This is a genomic window from Chelativorans sp. ZYF759 (genome assembly GCF_012911015.1).
In the GTDB taxonomy this organism is placed as follows: domain Bacteria; phylum Pseudomonadota; class Alphaproteobacteria; order Rhizobiales; family Rhizobiaceae; genus ZYF759.
In genome coordinates this window covers 196035-216057 of record NZ_WVVV01000003.1, presented here as the reverse complement: position 1 = coordinate 216057, position 20023 = coordinate 196035, and the positions used below count along the sequence as shown (strand labels likewise).

Annotated in this window: 17 protein-coding genes; 9 read left to right on the top strand and 8 right to left on the bottom strand. The window is 65.6% G+C overall.

The genetic code is table 11. The features are described from left to right. Positions 1 to 66: 66 nt before the first annotated feature. Entirely contained in the window at positions 67 to 2016 is a 1950-nt protein-coding gene (locus tag GRZ55_RS07160; protein ID WP_169286219.1) for an acetyl/propionyl/methylcrotonyl-CoA carboxylase subunit alpha, read from the top strand. Positions 2017 to 2135: 119 nt separating this feature from the next. Here GRZ55_RS07160 and GRZ55_RS07155 read toward each other — a convergent pair whose 3' ends face one another. Beyond that, positions 2136 to 2393, bottom strand: a complete 258-nt coding sequence (locus tag GRZ55_RS07155) for a sel1 repeat family protein (RefSeq protein WP_169286359.1) — start codon at positions 2391 to 2393, stop codon at positions 2136 to 2138. A 359-nt stretch (positions 2394 to 2752) separates the two neighbouring features. On the opposite strand from GRZ55_RS07155, the gene GRZ55_RS07150 reads away from it, so the two are divergent. The 4 genes from GRZ55_RS07150 to GRZ55_RS07135 all read left to right on the top strand — a co-directional run bounded on the left by GRZ55_RS07150 (position 2753) and on the right by GRZ55_RS07135 (position 6184). Further along, positions 2753 to 3094 carry a DUF2147 domain-containing protein gene (locus GRZ55_RS07150; RefSeq protein WP_169286218.1) on the top strand — a complete coding sequence of 114 codons (342 nt, stop codon included), beginning with the start codon at positions 2753 to 2755 and terminating at the stop codon, positions 3092 to 3094. A gap of 304 nt (positions 3095 to 3398) precedes the next feature. Continuing rightward, positions 3399 to 3584, top strand: a complete 186-nt coding sequence (locus tag GRZ55_RS07145) for a hypothetical protein (RefSeq protein WP_169286032.1) — start codon at positions 3399 to 3401, stop codon at positions 3582 to 3584. 54 nt (positions 3585 to 3638) lie between these two features. After that, positions 3639 to 5138: an AMP nucleosidase gene (locus tag GRZ55_RS07140; RefSeq protein ID WP_169286217.1), complete on the top strand. Its 1500-nt coding sequence runs from the start codon at positions 3639 to 3641 to the stop codon at positions 5136 to 5138. 32 nt (positions 5139 to 5170) lie between these two features. Then, on the top strand, positions 5171 to 6184 hold the full coding sequence (locus tag GRZ55_RS07135; RefSeq protein WP_368856592.1) for an endonuclease/exonuclease/phosphatase family protein: 1014 nt from the start codon (positions 5171 to 5173) through the stop codon (positions 6182 to 6184). 99 nt (positions 6185 to 6283) lie between these two features. On the opposite strand, the gene GRZ55_RS07130 is transcribed toward GRZ55_RS07135, so the two are convergent. Then, positions 6284 to 7999, bottom strand: coding sequence for an electron transfer flavoprotein-ubiquinone oxidoreductase (locus tag GRZ55_RS07130; protein WP_169286216.1), 1716 nt, complete (start codon positions 7997 to 7999; stop codon positions 6284 to 6286). Between the two features lie 176 nt (positions 8000 to 8175). Between GRZ55_RS07130 and GRZ55_RS07125 the strand changes: the two genes are divergently transcribed. After that, positions 8176 to 8994 (top strand): uracil-DNA glycosylase family protein, encoded by an 819-nt coding sequence (locus tag GRZ55_RS07125; RefSeq protein WP_169286215.1) that lies wholly within the window; start codon positions 8176 to 8178, stop codon positions 8992 to 8994. On the opposite strand, the gene GRZ55_RS07120 is transcribed toward GRZ55_RS07125, so the two are convergent. Next, a complete protein-coding gene (locus tag GRZ55_RS07120) occupies positions 8983 to 9381 on the bottom strand; it encodes a hypothetical protein (protein WP_169286214.1) in 399 nt (132 codons plus the stop codon). The two genes, GRZ55_RS07125 and GRZ55_RS07120, sit on opposite strands and share 12 nt — an antisense overlap. Positions 9382 to 9507: 126 nt before the next feature. Here GRZ55_RS07120 and GRZ55_RS07115 point away from each other — a divergent pair, with 126 nt between their 5' ends. Next, on the top strand, positions 9508 to 10311 hold the full coding sequence (locus tag GRZ55_RS07115) for a helix-turn-helix domain-containing protein (RefSeq protein ID WP_169286213.1): 804 nt from the start codon (positions 9508 to 9510) through the stop codon (positions 10309 to 10311). A 50-nt stretch (positions 10312 to 10361) separates the two neighbouring features. On the opposite strand, the gene GRZ55_RS07110 is transcribed toward GRZ55_RS07115, so the two are convergent. From GRZ55_RS07110 to GRZ55_RS07095, 4 genes are all read right to left on the bottom strand, one after another. Beyond that, on the bottom strand, positions 10362 to 10676 hold the full coding sequence (locus GRZ55_RS07110; protein WP_169286212.1) for a DNA-binding protein: 315 nt from the start codon (positions 10674 to 10676) through the stop codon (positions 10362 to 10364). Position 10677: 1 nt separating this feature from the next. Further along, complete coding sequence (locus GRZ55_RS07105) at positions 10678 to 11001, bottom strand: type II toxin-antitoxin system RelE/ParE family toxin (RefSeq protein WP_169286211.1); 324 nt, start codon at positions 10999 to 11001, stop codon at positions 10678 to 10680. Between the two features lie 63 nt (positions 11002 to 11064). Continuing rightward, a complete protein-coding gene (locus GRZ55_RS07100; RefSeq protein WP_169286210.1) occupies positions 11065 to 12018 on the bottom strand; it encodes a DMT family transporter in 954 nt (317 codons plus the stop codon). Positions 12019 to 12054: 36 nt separating this feature from the next. Continuing rightward, positions 12055 to 14364 (bottom strand): xanthine dehydrogenase family protein molybdopterin-binding subunit, encoded by a 2310-nt coding sequence (locus tag GRZ55_RS07095; protein ID WP_169286209.1) that lies wholly within the window; start codon positions 14362 to 14364, stop codon positions 12055 to 12057. A gap of 119 nt (positions 14365 to 14483) precedes the next feature. On the opposite strand from GRZ55_RS07095, the gene pepN reads away from it, so the two are divergent. Beyond that, positions 14484 to 17129: an aminopeptidase N gene (pepN, locus tag GRZ55_RS07090; protein WP_169286357.1), complete on the top strand. Its 2646-nt coding sequence runs from the start codon at positions 14484 to 14486 to the stop codon at positions 17127 to 17129. 126 nt (positions 17130 to 17255) lie between these two features. Beyond that, positions 17256 to 19595, top strand: coding sequence for a PAS domain-containing sensor histidine kinase (locus tag GRZ55_RS07085; protein ID WP_169286208.1), 2340 nt, complete (start codon positions 17256 to 17258; stop codon positions 19593 to 19595). A 12-nt stretch (positions 19596 to 19607) separates the two neighbouring features. Here the strand turns inward: GRZ55_RS07085 and GRZ55_RS07080 are convergent, their stop codons facing one another. Continuing rightward, positions 19608 to 19967, bottom strand: coding sequence for a hypothetical protein (locus tag GRZ55_RS07080; RefSeq protein WP_169286207.1), 360 nt, complete (start codon positions 19965 to 19967; stop codon positions 19608 to 19610). Positions 19968 to 20023: the final 56 nt, after the last annotated feature.

The following is a 20023-nucleotide window of genomic DNA, read 5'->3' as shown; positions in this document are numbered from 1 at the left end:
GTCTTCTGACCGGGGCTGGAAAGCGGCGCACAGATGGCTATAGCTGGAGGAAACGGGAGGCCGTTCATGTTTGCAAAAATCCTCATCGCCAATCGCGGCGAGATCGCGTGCCGCGTCATGCGCACTGCCCGCCGCATGGGTGTCGCCACTGTCGCGGTCCATTCCGATGCCGATGCCGGGGCGCTTCACGTGGCGATGGCGGACGAGGCCGTGCGCATCGGGCCGGCACCGGCGGCCGAAAGCTATCTCGTCGCCGAGCGCATCATCGAGGCTGCGCTCGCCACCGGCGCGCAGGCCATCCACCCAGGCTACGGTTTCCTTTCCGAGAATCCCGACTTCGTGGAAGCCGTCGAGGCCGCCGGGCTCGTCTTTATCGGCCCATCGGCAAAGGCGATCCGCGCCATGGGGCTCAAGGATGCCGCCAAGCGACTGATGGACCGCGCGGGCGTGCCCGTCGTGCCGGGCTATCACGGCGAGGCCCAGGAACTCGTCGTGCTGGCCGGCAAGGCCAGCGAGATCGGCTTTCCCGTGCTCATCAAGGCGCGCGCGGGCGGCGGCGGAAAGGGCATGCGCCGCGTCGATACGCCCGAGGAGTTCTCCGATGCGCTGGCTTCCGCGCGACGGGAAGCGAAAGCCGCCTTTGGCGACGACCGCGTCCTGGTCGAGAAGCTGATCGCCACGCCGCGCCACATCGAGGTGCAGGTCTTCGGCGACAATCACGGCAACGTGGTCCATCTCTTCGAGCGCGACTGCTCCGCCCAGCGCCGCCACCAGAAGGTGATCGAGGAGGCCCCCGCTCCCGGCATGAGCCAGGAGATGCGCGAGGCCATGTGCGAGGCGGCCGTCACGGCGGCACGGGCGATCTCCTACTCCGGCGCCGGCACCATAGAATTCATCGTCGACGCCACCGAGGGCCTGCGCCCCGACCGCTTCTGGTTCATGGAGATGAACACGCGGCTGCAGGTCGAACATCCCGTGACGGAGATGGTCACCGGCATCGACCTGGTGGAATGGCAGTTACGGGCGGCCGCCGGCGAGGTTCTGCCCCTGGCGCAGGAGGAGATCAATCTCTCCGGTCATGCCTTCGAGGCGCGGATCTACGCCGAGGACCCCACACGCGACTTCCTGCCGGCAATCGGCACGCTGCACCATCTTGGCTTTCCCGAAACCCTGCCCGGCGGGGCCGAGTTGCGGGTTGAGACCGGCGTGAGGCAGGGCGATGCGATCTCGCCCTTCTATGATCCCATGATCGCCAAGCTCGTCGTCCACGCGGCCGACCGGCCGTCCGCCCTCGCGGCGCTGGGGGCGGCGCTCGCGGGCACGAAGGTCGCCGGTTCCATCGTCAACACGCCATTCCTGGCGGCGCTGGCCGCCGATCCGGATTTTGCCGCCGGCAACGTCGACACTGGTCTTATTGCCCGCAGCCAGGCCACGCTTACCGCGCTCCCCTCGCCCGAGCCGCGCCACATCGCGAGGGCCGTGCTGGCTGCGGCCGGCATCGCCATTCGGCCGGGCGCGGCCGATCCCTGGGACACGCTCGCCGGATACGCTCATTTCCACGCGCCGGCCAAGTCCATCGATCTGTTCGTGGGCGAAGAGCGCGTGGCGGCCAGCGTATCGATGGCCGACGCGCGCCATGCCCGGATCCAGCTTGAGGAGGGAACCTTCACGCTACCGTTGAGCGATGCGTCGAATGAAACCGCCCTGTGGCCCGGCCATGTCAGCATCTTCGAAGGCGTTCATGCCCATCATTTCGCGCTCGACGATCCCTTCGTGCGCGCCGAGACCGCGGCGATCGGCGGGGACGCTATCCGCGCGCCGATGCCGGGACTGGTGAAGATCGTGCGCGCCAGCGCTGGCAGCCGCGTGGAGAAGGGCCAGCCGCTCCTGGTGCTCGAGGCCATGAAGATGGAGCACACCATGACCGCGCCCCATGACGGCACCATCGCCGAAATCGCCAATGAAGGCGCACAGGTGGCAGAAGGCAGCGTGCTGGTTCGTTTCGAGGAAGAGTAACGAAACGGCCGCGCCGGCTTCCCCAAGCCGACGCGGCCTCCGTTCCAGGCTCCGTCCCCAATGGCGTCCCCGCGCCAGACTTCGCCTGTTCCCCGAACCTTCCCCGCTTGCGGGTGAATTCAGTGCACGGCCATCCATTCGCGCGCTTCGCGCAGCGCCTTGGCGATGTCCGGCTTGGCCATTGAAGAGGCCAGTTCCTGGCGCAGCTCGGCGGCGCGGTCCGAGCCTTTGATGGCGGCGATATTGAACCATTTGTGAGCCGCGACCAGATCGATCGGGCAGTCGCGCCCGGTTGCGTACATCATGCCGAGCTGAAAGAGGATATCGGCCTGCGCAGTGTTGCCGATACCGGCATCGAGCATCTCGTAACGAGCCATTTTTTTGAACTCCCTGTCCAAACTCCGAGAGCCGAATTTTTTCGTGTCTCTCTTGCCGTGTGATGTTTCGCAGGATGCCCGGCGGGCTTGAATCCGCCGTTAAATGGCGTGCTTAATTTGCCGCAAACAAAGTTCGAATTTTCCGTAAATCACGGAAATCATTAAGGATAGGAATCCCGCTCCCCAGCGGGTTCGTCCAATCCGGGTCGTTCGAAAGCCCGCTCGCGCGGATACCATTCGCTAACCTAGAATTGTGGTCGATGACGCTGGGAGACCCGCTTTCGCACCTGCACGAGCTGGAATAGTGTCGATGTCGCAGCTTGCGGGCGCCTGATCGGCGCCCTTTCGGGAGGAACAGCATGAAGTCGAGAATATGCCTGGCGCTTGCGGGGCTCATCGCCCTGTCGGGCACCGCGATGGCGGAACCGATCGTCGGCAACTGGCGCACGGAGCCAGGCGCCATCGCCCGCATCGCGCCCTGCGGCGACCAGGTCTGCGTGACGCTGACCAGCGGTGATCACAGCGGCAAGCAGATCGGCAAGATGACGCCCCAGGGCGAAGGCCGCTATCGCGGCACCATTACCGACCCGGCCGACGAACGGACCTATAGCGGCAACGCGACCGTGACCGGCAATACGCTTGCCATGCAGGGCTGCGTGGCGGCCATATTCTGCCGCACCCAGACCTGGACACGCCAGTAGCAACCTGCGCGGGCCGGAGATGATCCGGCCCGCGCTCGAAAGCCGTCAGGCGCGTGCGCCGACCCAAAAAAGGATCTCCTGCGCGTCCTTGGGGTCGGCGAGGTTCTTGCGGTGCTGGTCCATGGGCTGGATGCGCCGGACACAATCAACGGACAGGTCGAGGCCGTGGTGCCTGCTCTTCCCGCATGACGGTGTCGCCGTGGCAGGACCGGCGTTAAGGTCTTTGAACGCCACATGAATGTGACCATCAGCACGGGTTCAGTCGCAAACGCGCATTTACCCTTCCAGGATGAAGGAGGGATCGATGCTTGCAAGACGTTTCACCATAGTGTGCCTGATCGCGGCCATTTTCGGCATGGGCCTGGCCATGCTCGTTGCCCAGTCGAGCCCCCCGGCCCACTCGCTCAACCATCAGGCGTCAGGCTGCGGATCGGCGATCGGGTTCAGCTGCCTGCCCCCGCGCACGTGGCAGGAGAGGCCTTTTCGCTGAGCCAGACCGACAATTTGGTCTCGAAAGCGGAGGCAGGACGCATTAACATGGGGAATGGAAAAGAGAATCCTCCCCCAGATGCACACGCCCGTCAGCAGCCCCCCGCCGGTGGAACGCCGCGCCTATAATGACGCGCGCGAGGCGGTCGCCGCCTTGCAGGCACTTTACACGCGCAACACCGAGTTCCTGCGCGCCGCCTTCGCCAGCCTCGATGACGGCGCGACGCCGGGACACCGGTACCGGGCCTACTATCCCGAGATCGCGATCACGACGACATCGTTCAGCCATGCGGATTCCCGCCTCGCCTATGGGCACATGCCCGCGCCGGGCCACTATTCGACGACCGTCACGCGCCCCGACCTTTTCGAAGACTATCTGCTCGACCAGATCGGGCTGATCCTGCGCAATCACGGCGTGCCGGTGACCGTCGGCGAATCCGAAACGCCGATTCCGATCCATTTCGCCTTCCTGGAAGGCACGCATCTTCCGAGCGCGGCCAGCAAGATCGTCGACCAGCCCCTGCGCGACCTCTTCGACGTGCCCGACCTCAACGCCACCGACGACCACATCGTCAACGGCACCTTCGAGCCGCTGCCCGGCGAGTCTACCCCGCTGGCGCCCTTTACCGCACAGCGGGTCGATTATTCGCTTCACCGTCTCGCGCACTACACGGCGACGAGCCCGTCGCATTTCCAGAACTTCGTCCTGTTCACCAACTACCAGTTCTATATCGACGAGTTCTGCCTTTATGCGCGCAAGCTGATGGCGGAAGGCGGCGCGGGTTACGAGAGCTTCGTGGAACCCGGCAACATCGTGACCAAGGCCGGCGACACGCCTGGCGCCGATGGCCAGTCCGTGCGGCTGCCGCAAATGCCTGCCTACCACCTGACGCGCCCCGGCCATTCCGGCATCACCATGGTCAATATCGGCGTGGGTCCCTCCAACGCAAAGACCATCACTGACCATATCGCGGTGCTGCGCCCGCATGCCTGGCTGATGCTCGGGCACTGCGCGGGCCTGCGCAACACGCAGGCGCTGGGCGACTACGTGCTCGCTCATGCCTATGTGCGCGAGGACCATGTGCTCGATGCCGACCTGCCGGTCTGGGTGCCCATCCCGGCGCTGGCCGAGATCCAGGTCGCGCTGCAGGAAGCGGTCGGCGAAGTCACGGGGCTGTCCGGCTACGAGCTGAAGCGCATCATGCGCACGGGCACGGTCGCCACGATCGACAACCGCAACTGGGAACTGCGCGAACATCGCGGGCCGGTCCAGCGTCTGTCGCAGAGCCGGGCCATCGCCCTCGACATGGAATCGGCCACCATCGCGGCCAACGGCTTCCGCTTCCGCGTGCCCTACGGCACGTTGCTGTGCGTGTCCGACAAGCCTTTGCATGGCGAGTTGAAGCTGCCCGGCATGGCGACCGAGTTCTACAAACGCCAGGTCTCGCAGCATCTTTCGATCGGGATCCGGGCAATGGAGAAACTGGCCGAGATGCCGCGTGAAAGGCTGCATTCGCGCAAGCTCAGAAGTTTCTCGGAAACGGCGTTCCAATGAGGACTGTGTTGCGCGGGGCGCGGTCTTGAAGCGTGCCCGACAGATCTGAAGGCCGCGTCGCGCGCGTCCTGGCGGGGCTCTGCGGTCTCGGCCTGGTCTCCATGCTCGCTATCGGCTTCCTGGGTCACCTTCATCCAGCGCTCGATTCCTTCGCCCATTTCCGGATGCATCTCGTTGTCCTGGCCGCGGCAGGCGGTGCGATTCTGCTGGTTTTGCGAAGGTTCGGTACAGGCGCCTTGCTGGTTTTCGCCGCCGGCGCGGCCAGCGTCCTGACATGGCAGGGCGCGGGGCTCGAGGCTGCCGACCAGCGGCTGTCGACGCAGGCTCCCTACGCCGATCGCGGAACCTACAGGCTGCTGCATCTCAACCTTCGCTTCAACAACCCCACGCCCGAAAAAGTCCTGTCCCTGATCGGCCGCACGCAGCCCGACATCGTAGCCCTAACGGAAGTCTCCGATATGTGGCGCGAGCGTCTCGAGGTCACCGCCCATGCCTACCCGCATCGGATCATATGCCCCCCGCCCTCGCGCATCGGGGGCGTGGCGATCCTGTCGCGGCGGCCCTTTGTGGATGGAGGCGAACCCGAATGCCACGAACGCGGCGCAATGGCGGTGGCGCGTGTCGACCTGTCGGGCGAGACAATCAACGTGGCCGCGCTGCATCTGGGCTGGCCATGGCCGTTCGACCAGCCCGACGCGCTGCCGCGCGTGGTTCGTCATCTGGCGAGGTTGCGCGGCCCGGGCATCGTCGCTGGGGATTTTAACGCCGCGCCCTGGAGCTGGACGGTGCGGCACGCAGCCGCGAAAACCGGCTTCCGTGTCGTCGAAGGCGTCGGCCCCACCTGGCTGTTCCTCAGCATGCCGGACTGGCTCCGCCGCCATGTCGGCCTGCCGATCGATCATCTGATGGCCAAGGGGGGCGTCGCACCGCACGCGATCGGGCGGCAGGGGGACGCCGGGTCGGATCACCTGCCGATCCTCATGGATTTCTCGGTCCCCCGCGGCGAGCCGCGACGGGAGGTACTGCGCGCCGATCTCGCTTCGTGAGCGCAACGCGGCCCGAGACGGGCCGGTTTCCTCACATGTTCGGGTAGACCGGCCCTTCGCCGGCATTCCTGCCGGGCGGCCCGAGACGGGCCGGTTTCCTCACATGTTCGGGTAGACCGGCCCTTCGCCGCCCTGGGGCGGGACCCAGTTGATGTTCTGGTTGGGATCCTTGATGTCGCAGGTCTTGCAGTGCACGCAGTTCTGCGCGTTGATGACGAAGCGGGCATCGTTCGCCCCGGCGCTGTTCTCGCCGCCCTTGTCGCGGGCACCAGGGCCACCGGCGACCGAGTTGCCGTCGCCATCGACCCATTCATAGACCCCGGCCGGGCAGTAGCGCGTCGACGGGCCGGAATAGACGCCGAACTCCGACGTCTTCTGCAGCTCCATGTCGCGCACCTGAAGGTGGATCGGCTGATCCTCCTCGTGATTGGTGTTCGACAGGAACACCGAGGACAACCGGTCGAAGGTCAGCACGCCGTCGGGCTTGGGGTAGTCGATGGGCTGGTGCTTCGAGGCCGCCTCCGTTGCCGCATAGTCCGGCTTGCCGTGCTTCATCGTGCCGAAGAGCGAGAGGCCGGTCAGCTGGTTCAGCCACATGTCCAGCCCGCCGAGGCCGACGCCGAGCCAGGTGCCGAAGCGCGACCAGAGCGGCTTCACGTTGCGCACGCGCCTCAGATCCGTCCCGATCTCGCTGTCGCGCCACTCGGCCTCGTAGCCGGCGATCTCGTCATGCGCCCTGCCCTCGGCGAGGGCGGACGAGATATGCTCGGCGGCCATCATTCCGGAAAGCATGGCATTATGCGAACCCTTGATCCGCGGGACGTTCACAAAACCGGCCGAGCAGCCGATCAGCGCGCCGCCGGGGAAGGTGAGCTTCGGCACGGACTGCCAGCCACCCTCGGTGATCGCGCGCGCGCCATAGGAAATCCGCTTGCCGCCTTCGAAGGTCTCGGCGATCGCCGGATGCGTCTTGAAACGCTGGAACTCCTCGAAGGGCGAGAGATAGGGGTTCTTGTAATTGAGATGCACGACGAAGCCGACGGCAACCAGGTTATCCTCCAGATGATAGAGGAAGGAGCCGCCGCCGACATTGGACTTCAACGGCCAGCCGAAGGAATGCTGCACCAGGCCCGGCTTGTGCTTTTCGGGAGCAACCTGCCACAACTCCTTGAGTCCGATTCCGAATTTCTGCGGCTCGCGCCCATCCGACAGGTTGAACTTGGCGATCAGCTGCTTGGCCAGCGAGCCGCGTACGCCCTCGCCGATCAGCACGTATTTGCCCATCAGCGCCATGCCCGGCTGGTAGTTCGGCCCCTTCGAGCCGTCGCGCTCCACGCCCATGTCGCCGGTGACGACGCCGATGACGGCGCCCTCTTCATTGTACAGGAGTTCGGCCGCAGCGAAGCCCGGATAGACCTCCACGCCAAGTGCCTCGGCGCGGGCGGCCAGCCAGCGGCAGACATTGCCGAGCGACACGATGTAGTTGCCGTGATTGTTCATCAGCGGCGGCATGAAGATGTTCGGCACGCGCAGCGCGCCTGCCGGACCTAGCACCAGGAACTGGTCGTCGGTCACCGGCGTCTTGAACGGGTGATCGGAATCGTCGCGCCAGTCGGGAATGAGCTTGTCGATGCCGACAGGATCGACCACGGCACCCGAGAGGATGTGAGCGCCCACCTCGCCGCCTTTTTCGAGCACGACGACGGACAATTCGGGCTGGAGCTGCTTGAGCCGGATGGCCGCGGCGAGACCGGCAGGGCCAGCGCCCACGACGACCACGTCGAATTCCATGCTCTCGCGTTCCATCTCGTCCATCCCTGCCTCCTCGGTCGGTGCCTGATCCTGTCCGTCGCTGATAACCGATCTGTCGGGCTTGCGAAACCTCGACGCACGACGACGGATATGCTTTGCCCCAGACTAACTTCCGTTGACGTAAACGTAAACACCATTCCGTGGTGGCGTCATGTCGCGCCGGCTCCTATAATGGAGCGATGATCCCCCGCCCCGAACTGGAAGACATTCTGCGCTTCTATGCCGACGCAGGTGCCGACGAGGCACTTCTGGAGGCACCGGTCGATCGTTTCGCCGAGGGACACAGGGCCGCGAACGAGGCAAGACGCCCGATCGCCGAACGTGCGGCCGCCGCGGTCGAGCGGGCCGCTGCGCCGGCGCGCGTCGAACCGGCCGTGGCGGTCCCCGATGAGGCGCAGGCCGCCAGGGCACGCGAGCTCGCCGGCCAGGCGTCCACCCTCGAGGAGCTGCGCGCCATCCTTGCCGAATTCGACGGTTGCAATCTCAGGCTCACCGCCAAGAACCTCGTCTTCGCCGACGGCAACCCGCAGGCCGACCTGATGCTGGTCGGGGAGGCGCCGGGCCGCGACGAGGATCTGGAGGGCCTGCCCTTCGTCGGCCGGTCGGGTCGGCTTCTCGACCGCATGCTGGCGGCCATCGGCCGCGACCGGCAGTCGGCCTACATCTCCAACGTGATCCCCTGGCGCCCGCCCGGCAACCGCGACCCATCGCCCATCGAAACCGAAATCTGCCGCCCGTTCATCGAGCGGCAGATCGAGCTGGTGGCGCCGCGGATTCTCGTGACGCTCGGCAATCCGTCCACCAAGCTGCTTCTGGGCGCGCAGCAGGGCATCATGCGCATGCGCGGCAAGTGGCAGGTCTACACGACCAGGGCAGGCGGCGAAGTCACCGCCATGCCGACGCTGCATCCCGCCTATCTGCTGCGAAACCCGGCGCACAAGAAGCTCGCATGGCAGGACTTCCTGGAGATCAGGGCGAAGCTGACCTCAGGCGGGTAGCTCCTCGACCCGGCGGCGCATGCCGGCCAGTTGAAGAACGGCCAGGCCAGCCACGGCAAGGGCCTGAGCGATGATGAAGGCGGTGCCGAGCAGGTTGGGCTCCACGAGACCGCCGACCAGGATGCCGAGGCTCGCCGCAACCCATAGCGCGTTGATGACGACCACGTCGTAGAAGAGCAGCCGCGAGGTCTTCGTTCGCCGGGCGAGCATGAGGAGCAGCGCGGTCCACGGGATGAGGACGACACCCGCCCAGAACAGAAGCGACACCGGCAGCCCGAGAAACGGACCAAGGAAACCGGGCCCCGCAGCAAGCAGAAGAGCCATCGCGCCGCTGGCGGCCGCGTCGACCAGCAGCACGGATCGAAGGAAGGGGGATATGTTGAGCATCGCGAATTCTCCTTTGGACACAACCGGTCGATGAGACCGTGCATCAAGGATGACCTCGGAACCTGCGCCAGGCGATTACCTCGCAGGTAATGGGATTGCGCCCCGAATTCGGCTAGCTTGGCTTCGATGAGAACGAACACCTCCTCCCCCACGGCCGGTGCGCTGCTGCGCGCGTGGCGTGAGCGTCGGCGGCTGAGCCAGCTGGGTCTCGCGCTCGAAGCCGACATCTCTCAGCGACATCTGAGCTTCCTCGAAAGCGGACGGTCCGCACCGTCGCGCGACATGGTAATGCGGCTGTCGGAAACGCTCTCGGTACCGCTGCGCCAGCGCAACCACATCCTGGCCGCGGCGGGTTTCGCACCCGTCTTTCCCGAAAGGGCGATCGAGGATGCCCGCTTCCGTCCCGCGCTCGATGCGATCCGTATCGTGCTCAAGGGCCACGAGCCCTACCCGGCCATTGCCGTCGACCGCCACTGGGACATGGTGGCCTCCAACGCCTCGATCGCTCCCTTCTTGGAAGGGGTATCCAACCGGCAATTGCTGGAGCCGCCGGTCAACGTGCTCAGGCTGGCGCTCCACCCGGAAGGTCTGGCCCCGCGCATCGTGAACCTGGCGGAATGGCGGGGACATCTGATCGGTCGGCTGCGCCAGCAGATCGAGGCCGTCGCCGATGCCGGCCTGGCTGAACTGGAGCGCGAATTGTCCGCCTATCCGGGCCCGCGCCCCACCCCTGCGCACCACCACGACCCGGCAAGGGACATTGCGGTTCCCCTGCGTCTGCGTCTGGGCAACGAGATCCTATCCTTCATCTCCACCGTCACGGTGTTCGGAACGCCGCTCGACGTGACCTTGTCGGAACTGGCCATCGAGTCCTTCTTTCCCGCCGATCCGGAGACGGCCAACCGTCTTCGGGACCTCACAAGGTCATAGGCGAGCCCGAAAGACCTTCAGAGGTGCGTCCGATCGCGGCTGCGTCAGTTCTATGCGGCCTTCACCTGCAGATGGATCTCAGTCAGTTCCTGAAGCGCACTGATAACCTTGAAGAGGTTGTCAGCACGAGGGTTTCCCTTGTCGCTAAACATCCGCATCAAGCTTTTTGATGGAATACCCGTTTCTGCCGCCAGCACCTCAAAACCAACCGTCGCGTTGATGTAGGTTCTCAGCACCGCCCTGCCGGTATCGACTTCGCCCGACATCAGCAGCTCGAGCGCCTCGGTCAGCAGGCCGCGACGAAATTCGGAGTCCGTTCCGGCACGCGCCTTGACTGTTTCCCTGAAATCCCGCGTCAGAGCCATCTCATTTCCTCTTCTTTCTCTGCCGATAGTCATTCCAGCGTGCCTGCGCGACCTTGATGTCTCGCTGCTGACGCTGTTTGGTTCCGCCGGCCAGCAGAATGACAAGCTCCGCGCCGTCCTGCCCGAAATAGATGCGATAGCCCGGCCCGGAATCGATCCGGTGCTCCATGACGCCCGCACCGACTCCCTTGGCGTTCTCGAGATTGCCCAGGCTCATCCGTTCAAGCGCAACGGCAATCTTGGTCGCGGCACCGGCGCCAAGCTTTGAAAACCACGCGGCAAACGGGCTGACTCCACGTTCATCCAGATATTCGACGACCCGCATGGGGTACTCCCACCTGGCACGAATGGTATCTTATACGTCACCATACTGCAACATGACGGGCATCTACTGCGGCGGGCTCACCTTGCGCGCCTTGCCCCGCTCCAGTCCCAGCCGGTGCTCGCGCCAGATGATGAAGAGGCCGGCGCCGACCACGATGGCGCCGCCCACCAGCATGTGTACCGTCGGCAGATCGCCGAAGATGAAGAAGCCGACCGCGATGGCCAGCAGCATCGAGGTGTATTCGAAGGGCGCGATGGTCGACATCTGCGCGTGACGGTAGCTTTCGGTCATCAGGATCTGGCCAAGTCCGCCGCACACGCCCGAGGCCACGAGGAACGTCACCTGCCAGACCGACAGCGCGATCCAGCCGAAGGGAATGGTGGCGAGGGCGAAGATGGAGGCCGTCAGCGAGAACCACAGGACGATGGTGGCCGTGCGCTCGACCGCCACCAGCCGGCGGACGAGCAGCATGGCGACCGCCGAGACCGCGGCCGAGCCCAGCGCCGCCATGACACCCAGCGACTGGTCGTTGGTCATCCCCTCGCCGCTCGTAAACAGGGTGAGGTTGGGCCAGGAGATGATGATGACGCCGACCAGCCCCACCGCCACCGCGCTCCAGCGGAAGATGCGGATGGTCTCGCCCATGAAGATCGCCGAAAAGACGACGACCAGCAGCGGCTGCGCATAGTTGAGCGTGACGGCTTCCGGCAACGGCAGGCGGGTAAGCGCGAAAAAGCCGAGCGACATCGCCGTGACGCCGACGAGGCCGCGCATGACATGGCTGCCCGGTCGGGCGGTGGAGAACGCGCCGCGCAGCTCGTGGCGGAAGAAGAGCACCAGCAGGATCGGGAAGATCGCGAAAAAGGACCGGAAGAACACGATCTGTCCGGCAGGCACCTGGCCGGCAGCCTTGATGAAGGAGGCCATCGCCACGAAGACGGCGACCGAAATCACCTTGAGCAGGATGCCCCGCAGGGGGTTGCGACCGGTCAGGTCCGGTCCCGCGGCAGTGGCCATCTCAGGCCCGCGCGCCGATGATGATCGTCCTTGCGGTCACGCTCTCGGCCCCGCGTCCCGAATAGCCTGCCAGACGCGCTGGGGCGTTGCAGGCATGTCGATGTGCTGGATGCCGCAGGCACGGTAGAGCGCGTCGGTCACCGCATTCATCACCGCCGGCGCGGCACCGATCGTGCCCGCTTCGCCGGCGCCCTTGATCCCCATGGCATTGGTGGTCGAGGGCACGTTGCGCGTCTCGAAGCCGAAGGAGGGCAGGTCGTCGGCGCGCGGCATTCCGTAATCCATGAAGGTCGCGCTCACCAGCTGGCCATCCTCGGAATAGAAGGTGTTCTCGATCAGCGCCTGGCCGATGCCCTGCGCCACGCCGCCATGCACCTGGCCGGCCAGAAGCAACGGATTCACGGTCGCGCCGAAATCGTCGACGATGGTGTAACCCACGATCTCCGTGCGGCCCGTCTCGGGATCGATCTCGACCTCGCAGATATGGGTCCCGTTGGGATAGGTCGCCTCGTCCTGGACGAATTCGCCAAACCCCTTGATGTCGTCTTCCGATTTGGCAGCTGCCGCAAGGGCGGAAAAATCCACGCTGCGGTCGGTGCCCACGATACGCGCGCTGCCGGCGACCAGTTCGATGTCGGCCGGAGCGGCTTCCAGTTCGTCGGCCGCCAGCTTCTTCAGCTTTTCGGCCAGATCGTCGCCGGCGCGCGCCGCCGAGACGCCGCCCAGCGGGATGGAGCGCGAGCCGCCCGTGCCTCCGCCCTTCTCGAGCTCGTCGGTGTCGCCCTGGCGCACGTTGATCTGGTCGATGCCGAGGCCGAGCCTGTCGGCCACGAACTGCGCATAGGCGGTGGCGTGCCCCTGGCCGTTGGACTGGGTACCGATATAGAGCGTGACGGTCCCGTCCGCCTGCAGTTTCAGGTGGGCGGCCTCCGAACCGGCGAAGGCACAGGCCTCGACATAGGTCGCCATGCCGATGCCGCGGAACTTTCCTTCGGCCTTCGCCTTTTCCAGCCGCTCTTCGAAGCCTGCCCAGCCGGCCCGCTCCATCGCCAGCTCCATATGGCCCTGGAACTCGCCGACATCGTAGTTGCGGCCCGTGGGGGTGAGATAGGGAAAGGCCTCTGGCCTGATGAAATTGCGTCGGCGGATTTCGTCGGGTGCAAGTCCCAGGTCGCGCGCGCACTGGTCGGCCAGCTTCTCCACCAGGAATGCGGCCTCCGGCCGGCCGGCACCGCGATAGGCGTCAACCGGCACGGTGTTCGTGTAGACGCCGTCGATCGAAACGTCCAAGGCCGGGATGTCGTAGACGCCCGTCGACATCGTCGCGCCGACATGCGGGATGAAAGGACCGAACTGGTGGGTATAGGCGCCCATATTGGCGATCGTGCGGACCCGCAGGGCGAGAAAGCGGCCGTTCTCGTCCATGGCCATCTCGGCCGTCTGGACGTTGTCGCGGCCATGCGCGTCGGCCATGAAGTGCTCGGAGCGGTCGCTCGTCCACTTCACGGGACGGCCGAGCTGCCTGGCGGCCTCCAGCACCAGCGGATACTCGCGGTAGACGAACATCTTGGTGCCGAACCCGCCGCCCACGTCATGGGTCAGGACGTGGACCTTGTCTTCCGGGAGGTCGAACACACCGGCCACGATGCGGCGGATGGAGAAGACCCCCTGCGATCCGGTGACGAGTTCGAAACGATCCTCGTCGTCCTTCCATTCGCCCACAGCCGCGCGCGGTTCCATGTAGTTGGAGACGAGGCGGTTGTTGACGAATTCGATACGCGAGACCCGCGCGGCCTTCGCAAATGCCTCTTCCGCCTTGGCAGGATCGCCAAGCTGATAGGTGAAGGCCTTGTTGGAACCGGCCTCGGGCCAGACGAGCGGCGCATCCGCATCGAGCGCGCGCGCGGTCTCGGCGATGGCGTCCTCGCCGTCGAAATCGATGTCGATCAGCTCGGCGGCATCCTGCGCCTGGGCGCGTGTTTCGGCCACCACGAAAGCCACCGCGTCGCCGACATGGCGCACCCGGTCGCGGCACAGGATGGGCAGGTCGCGAGTGGTTGCCCGGCTGCCGTCGGGCTGCTTCTGCATGGCGCCCGATTTCAGATCGTTCAGGTGAGCGAGATCGGCACCTGTCAGAACGAGATGGACGCCCGGCGCGTCGCGCGCCTCGTCGACGGATGCGATCGAGAACGTGCCGTTGGCAACGGGCGAGCGCAGCACGTATCCATGCAGCAACCCTTCCTTCTGGAGGTCGTCCGTGTAGCGCCCCGCACCCCGGATGAAGGCGTCATCCTCCTTGCGCAGGACGGACGCACCCATCCCGAATTTCGGCGTCATCACGTTCATGTCCATCCTCGGGTGTTTTCGGGTCCGCGCGGCCCGGCATGAGTGTTTTCGTAAGCGCGCATCGTGTACATAGCGGCGTTCCGACTCAAGACGATATCGAAATGGGCGAAAGGCTCAAGATGGCTGCCGACACGGCAAGTGTGTACAGGATCGAGGATTACCGGCCAAGCGACTACCTCATCCCGAGAACGCATCTGACATTCTCGCTGGCGCCCGACGCAACCCGTGTGGTCGCCGAGCTCGAGGTCGAGCGCCGGGAGGGTGCGCCGCTCGACGCGCCGCTGGTGCTCGATGGCGACGGCCTCCAGATGCTGCGCTTCGAGGTCAACGGCAAGGCGCCGCCCGCTTCGCGGTTGTCGGCCAATGGCGATCGCCTCGTCCTTACCCAGGCGCCGCCTTCCCGTCGTTTTCGCGTCACCATCGAGACCGTCGTCGCGCCGGCATCCAACACGACGCTGATGGGCCTCTATCGAAGCGGCGGCGTCTATTGCACCCAGTGCGAGGCCGAAGGCTTCCGCCGCATCACCTACTATCTCGACCGCCCCGACGTCCTCTCCGTCTACACGGTGCGCATCGAGGCAGGCCTGGCGGAAGCGCCGGTCCTGCTGTCGAACGGCAACCCCGTCGAACAGGGAGCGCTCGACGAGGGCCGCCATTTCGCCGTCTGGCACGATCCCCACCCGAAGCCGGCCTATCTCTTCGCGCTGGTGGCCGGCGACCTCGGCCGTCTTGATGACAGCTTCGTCACGGCGTCCGGCCGCAAGGTGGATCTCGCCGTCTTCGTCGAACACGGCAAGGAGGCGCGCGCCACCTACGCCATGGATGCTCTCAAGCGGTCCATGCGCTGGGACGAGGACGTGTTCGGGCTCGAATACGATCTCGACGTATTCAACATCGTCGCCGTGCCGGATTTCAACATGGGCGCGATGGAGAACAAGGGCCTCAACATCTTCAACGACAAGTACATCCTTGCCGACGAGGACACCGCCACGGATGCCGACTACGCCAATATCGAGGCGATCGTCGCACATGAATATTTCCACAATTGGACAGGCAACAGAATCACTTGCCGCGACTGGTTCCAGCTCTGCCTCAAGGAAGGGCTGACGGTTTACCGCGACCATGAATTCTCCGCCGACCAGCGGTCGCGGGCTGTCGAGCGGATCGGCGACGTGCGTACCTTGCGCGCGCTGCAGTTCCCCGAGGACCAGGGCCCCCTCGCCCACCCCGTGCGGCCGCGCCGCTATCGGGAGATCAACAATTTCTACACCGCCACGGTCTACGAGAAGGGCGCCGAAGTGGTGCGCATGATCGCGACGGTGCTGGGCGAAGACGATTTCCGCGCCGGCATGAAGCTCTATTTCGAGCGCCACGACGGACAGGCCGTCACCATCGAGGACTTTCTCAAGGCCTTCGAGGATGCCTCGGGGCGCGACCTCGCGCAGTTCGCGCTCTGGTACCACCAGGCCGGCACGCCCAACCTCACCATCTCCGACAGCCACGACGCGGAGGCGGGCGAATATCTGCTCGATATCGAGCAGGCGGTGCCGCCCACGCCCTCGGAAAGCCGCAAGCGGCTGATGCACATCCCGCTTGCCTTCGGGCTCGTGGGCGAGGACGGTGTGCCGCTCTCCTTCGAGGCCGTCGAGGGCGCACTGGTGCAGGATGGCGTGATCCACCTGCGCAAGCGCCGCCACACGGTCCGGTTTTCCGGCCTGAAGAAGCGCCCGGTAGCCTCGGTCAATCGCGGCTTTTCCGCCCCCGTGACCGTCGCCTTCCAGCGCTCCCGCGCCGACCGGCTGCTGCTTGCCCGCAGCGACGAGGACGCCTTCGCCCGCTGGGAAGCGATCAACGGCCTGATGCTCGACGAGTCGATCCTTGCCAGCCGGATGGTCCGCGGCGGCAAGCGGCCGGAATTCGACGACGCCGTGATCGCGCTTCACGGCGAGATTGCCGGCGACGCGTCCCTGGAGCCGGCCTTCCGCGCCCTGGCGCTGGCATCTCCGGGCGAGACGGACATCGCCCGCGAGATCGGCGACAATATCGATCCCGATGCGATACTGGCCGCCCGCCTTGCGCTGACAGAGGTCATCGGCAGCCGCCATGCCTCGGTCTTCGAGGCGGTACGCGGGGCGCTGCGCCCGCACGGCCCCTTCCGTCCCGATGCCGAAGGCGCGGGGCGCCGCGCGCTCGGCAACACGCTGATGGAGTATCTTTCGGTGGCGAGCGGCGATCCGGCCCTTGCCGCCCGCCAGTTCGCCCAGGCCGACAACATGACCGACCGCCACGCCGCGCTCGTCGTGCTCGTCCACCGCTTCCCCGGCTCGGCAGCCGCGGCAGAGGCGCTGGCCGACTTCGAAAGGCGCCATGGGGGCGATCTGCTGGTCATGGACAAGTGGTTCCACGTCCAGGCCACGATTCCCGGCCCGGAAGCGCTGGACAGGGTGCGCGCGCTCACGCGTCATCCCGCCTTTTCCATGTCCAATCCGAACCGGGTGCGCGCGCTGATCGGCGCCTTCGCCAATGCCAACCAGACCGGCTTCCACCGGCCCGACGGGGCGGCCTACGGGTTCTTCGTCGAGACCATCCTCGCGCTCGACCGCAAGAACCCGCAGGTTTCGGCCCGCATGGCCACCGCATTGCGGTCGTGGCGGTCGCTGGAACCCACGCGGCAGGCGGCCGCGCGCGCGGCGCTCCTGACGCTGTCTGAACCGGCGGATCTCTCCACCGATCTGCGCGACATCGTGGAGCGCACGCTCGCCTGAGCGACGGCAACGCTTTGTTCATTTTTCCACTGGACAGCGCGAATCAGCAGTGATTCCTTATGGATGATTCGGATGCGGCGTTTCTTACCGGATCAAGGACGGGGATAACGGAAACAGGAGCCTTATATGGCCAAGGCGGACGCGTGGCGCGCGCCCGGGGGGTGGAACTTTGCCGGGTTGCGGGGCTCTGGGGCCACCAACACGCCGCCCGGCAACGCACGCTTCATCGCGGCTCCGGCCTATAAGCGGCTCCTGGCTGCAGAACCGCTTCTGCGACGGTCGATCCCTGCGCTGATCGTGATCTTCCTGCTGGTCGTGGCCGCGGCGCGCGTCATGTCGCTGATGGCGATGAAGGAAGACAGCGAACACGCTTCCAAGGCCATGCTGGCGCTTGCCGCCTCGCAACTGTCCGCATCACTGGCGAGCGCGAAGTCCGACCTGATCGCTCAAGGCACCGACGCCGATACGCTCGCCACGGAACTCGCCCGCAAGGCCGGCTTCGGTGACGAGCACAGCGTCGTCCTGACCGATCCGGCCTTTGTCATCGTGGCGGCCACGGGTGCGATGAAGCAGCATGTCGGCCAGCCGCTCGATTCGATCTTGCATGGCGGCCAGCCGCTGTTCCTGTTTGGCCCCCGCGCCGGGGTGATGGAGGTCTTGCTCGGTGGCGAGACCTGGCATGCCGCGCTGGAGTTCGCCGACGAACGCAAGGGCGCGGCGGCGGTGCTGCTTTCGCACGAGGGGCTGCTCGCCGAATGGCGCCGATCGGTATCGCTCAACCTGACGCTGTTCGTGCTTACCGCCACCGTGCTGGTCATCATCCTCTACGCCTATCTCGGCCAGGTCTCGCGCGCCCAGAGCGCCGACCGCATCTATCTCGAGGCCCATCAGCGCGTCGATCTGGCGCTGACACGCGGGCGATGCGGGTTGTGGGACTGGGACCTGGAGCGCGGGCGCATGTACTGGTCGCGTTCCATGTACGAGATGCTGGGTTATGAGCCCTGCGACGCCATGCTCTCCTTCGGTGCGGTGTCGGAGATAACCCATCCCGACGACCTCGACATGTTCGATCTCGCCAACCGCATCCTGGCAGGCGAGATCCAGCAGGTCGATCGCGTCTTCCGCATGCGCAGCGCCGCCGGCCAGTGGATCTGGATCCGCGCCAAGGCGCAGGTCAACGATCCCACCGCCCCGGACATCCATCTGATCGGCATTGCCGTCGACATCACCGAGCAGCGCCATCTGGCGCAGCGTTCCGAGGTGGCCGATCTGCGGCTGCGCACCGCCATCGAGAGCATTTCGGAATCCTTCGTGCTCTGGGATGCCGAGGGGCGGCTGGTGATGTGCAACACCAAGTTCCAGCAGGATAACGGCCTCTCCGACCGCGATGTGGTCCCGGGCCGGCAACGCGACGAGATCGCCCAGCGCATGGCGCCATACGCCCATGAGCGCCGGCTAGCCAGCGCCAACGGACCGAGCGGCGCGGCCACCTATGAGCGGCAGCTTGCCGATGGGCGCTGGCTGCAGGTCAACGAACTGCCGACCCGCGACGGGGGCATCGTGGCGGTCGGCGCCGACATCACCCAGTTGAAGCTCCACCAGGAGAAGCTGGTCGACAGCGAACGCCGCCTCATGGCGACGATCCACGACCTCAGCCTGGCGCGCAAAGCCGAGGGCGAACGCTCGGCGGAGTTGATGGAGCTCAACCGCAAATACATGAAGGAAACCGAGCGCGCCGAGGCGGCCAACCAGGCCAAGTCGGAATTCCTCGCCAACATGTCCCACGAGCTGCGCACGCCGCTCAACGCCATCATCGGCTTCTCCGAACTCATGCAACAGCAGCTCTTCGGGCCGCTCGGCGCCGAGAAATATGAGGAATACACGAAGGACATCCACGGCAGCGGCCAGTATCTGCTGGGCGTCATCAACGACATTCTCGACATGTCGAAGATCGAGGCCGGCCAGTTCTCGATCGACCGGGAAAGCATCGATCTCTGCCCGCTGATCCGCGAGACCGTGCGTGTCGTCGCCCTGCAGGCTGCCGAAAAATCGATCATGGTGGAGACGAAGATCCCCGACTCCATGCGCATTTACGCCGACCGGCGTGCGGTCAAGCAGATCGTGATCAACCTCCTCTCCAACGCGGTGAAGTTCACCGGCGAGGGCGGCCGGGTGTCGCTGCGGGCGCGCAAGGTCGCGGGCGCCATCGTGCTGTCGATCGAGGATACGGGCTGCGGCATCCCCGCGGACGCGCTCAAGAAGCTGGGCCGGCCCTTCGAACAGGTCCAGAACCAGTTCTCCAAGAACCACACCGGTTCGGGCCTCGGGCTGGCCATCTCGCGCTCGCTGGCCGAACTGCATGGCGGCGCGCTGAAGATCCGCTCCAAGGAGAATATCGGCACCATCGTCTCGGTACGCGTCCCCATCCGGCGCAAGGCGGAAAATCCGCTCAGCGAGGCTGCCTGACGCAAGTCCCTGTCAGTCTGGACGTCCGTACCCCGCCCAGCACAGGACCGCGCCTGCAACGAGGATCGCGCCGAGCATCACATATGTGGCGACATGGTCGCCTGCCTGAACGCCGGCAGGGATCATCATGCGATACCGCCCCAGGCAAAGGGCGGACCAGGCCACAATCGTCAGCAAGACACTCCAGTCGAAGATCCAGTGATTGTGCGCGCGCACCAGCGCCAGTCCCGCGATGAACAGGAGAGTGCCGTTCAGATAGACGACAGGGGCAGTCTGCTCGACAAACATGCCCATGTTCATCGCCTCCGTGGCGCCCAGCGCCACTAGGACAGGCCCCACCAGTCCAGCCAGATTTCTCGAGTTTGCCTTCATGCTGCGTGCCTTCACTCGCTGAACGGCAAGATGCGAACGCCGAAGCGGAAAGCGGA

Coding starts and splice junctions, on each gene's coding strand:
- pepN (WP_169286357.1), top strand. CDS start 14,484: ATGGCTGCCGACACGGCAAGTGTGTACAGGATCGAGGATTACCGGCCA.
- GRZ55_RS07125 (WP_169286215.1), top strand. CDS start 8,176: ATGATCCCCCGCCCCGAACTGGAAGACATTCTGCGCTTCTATGCCGAC.
- GRZ55_RS07080 (WP_169286207.1), bottom strand. CDS start 19,967: ATGAAGGCAAACTCGAGAAATCTGGCTGGACTGGTGGGGCCTGTCCTA.
- GRZ55_RS07120 (WP_169286214.1), bottom strand. CDS start 9,381: ATGCTCAACATATCCCCCTTCCTTCGATCCGTGCTGCTGGTCGACGCG.
- GRZ55_RS07085 (WP_169286208.1), top strand. CDS start 17,256: ATGGCCAAGGCGGACGCGTGGCGCGCGCCCGGGGGGTGGAACTTTGCC.
- GRZ55_RS07095 (WP_169286209.1), bottom strand. CDS start 14,364: ATGAACGTGATGACGCCGAAATTCGGGATGGGTGCGTCCGTCCTGCGC.
- GRZ55_RS07145 (WP_169286032.1), top strand. CDS start 3,399: ATGCTTGCAAGACGTTTCACCATAGTGTGCCTGATCGCGGCCATTTTC.
- GRZ55_RS07100 (WP_169286210.1), bottom strand. CDS start 12,018: ATGGCCACTGCCGCGGGACCGGACCTGACCGGTCGCAACCCCCTGCGG.
- GRZ55_RS07150 (WP_169286218.1), top strand. CDS start 2,753: ATGAAGTCGAGAATATGCCTGGCGCTTGCGGGGCTCATCGCCCTGTCG.
- GRZ55_RS07130 (WP_169286216.1), bottom strand. CDS start 7,999: ATGGACGAGATGGAACGCGAGAGCATGGAATTCGACGTGGTCGTCGTG.
- GRZ55_RS07140 (WP_169286217.1), top strand. CDS start 3,639: ATGGAAAAGAGAATCCTCCCCCAGATGCACACGCCCGTCAGCAGCCCC.
- GRZ55_RS07160 (WP_169286219.1), top strand. CDS start 67: ATGTTTGCAAAAATCCTCATCGCCAATCGCGGCGAGATCGCGTGCCGC.
- GRZ55_RS07155 (WP_169286359.1), bottom strand. CDS start 2,393: ATGGCTCGTTACGAGATGCTCGATGCCGGTATCGGCAACACTGCGCAG.
- GRZ55_RS07115 (WP_169286213.1), top strand. CDS start 9,508: ATGAGAACGAACACCTCCTCCCCCACGGCCGGTGCGCTGCTGCGCGCG.
- GRZ55_RS07110 (WP_169286212.1), bottom strand. CDS start 10,676: ATGGCTCTGACGCGGGATTTCAGGGAAACAGTCAAGGCGCGTGCCGGA.
- GRZ55_RS07105 (WP_169286211.1), bottom strand. CDS start 11,001: ATGCGGGTCGTCGAATATCTGGATGAACGTGGAGTCAGCCCGTTTGCC.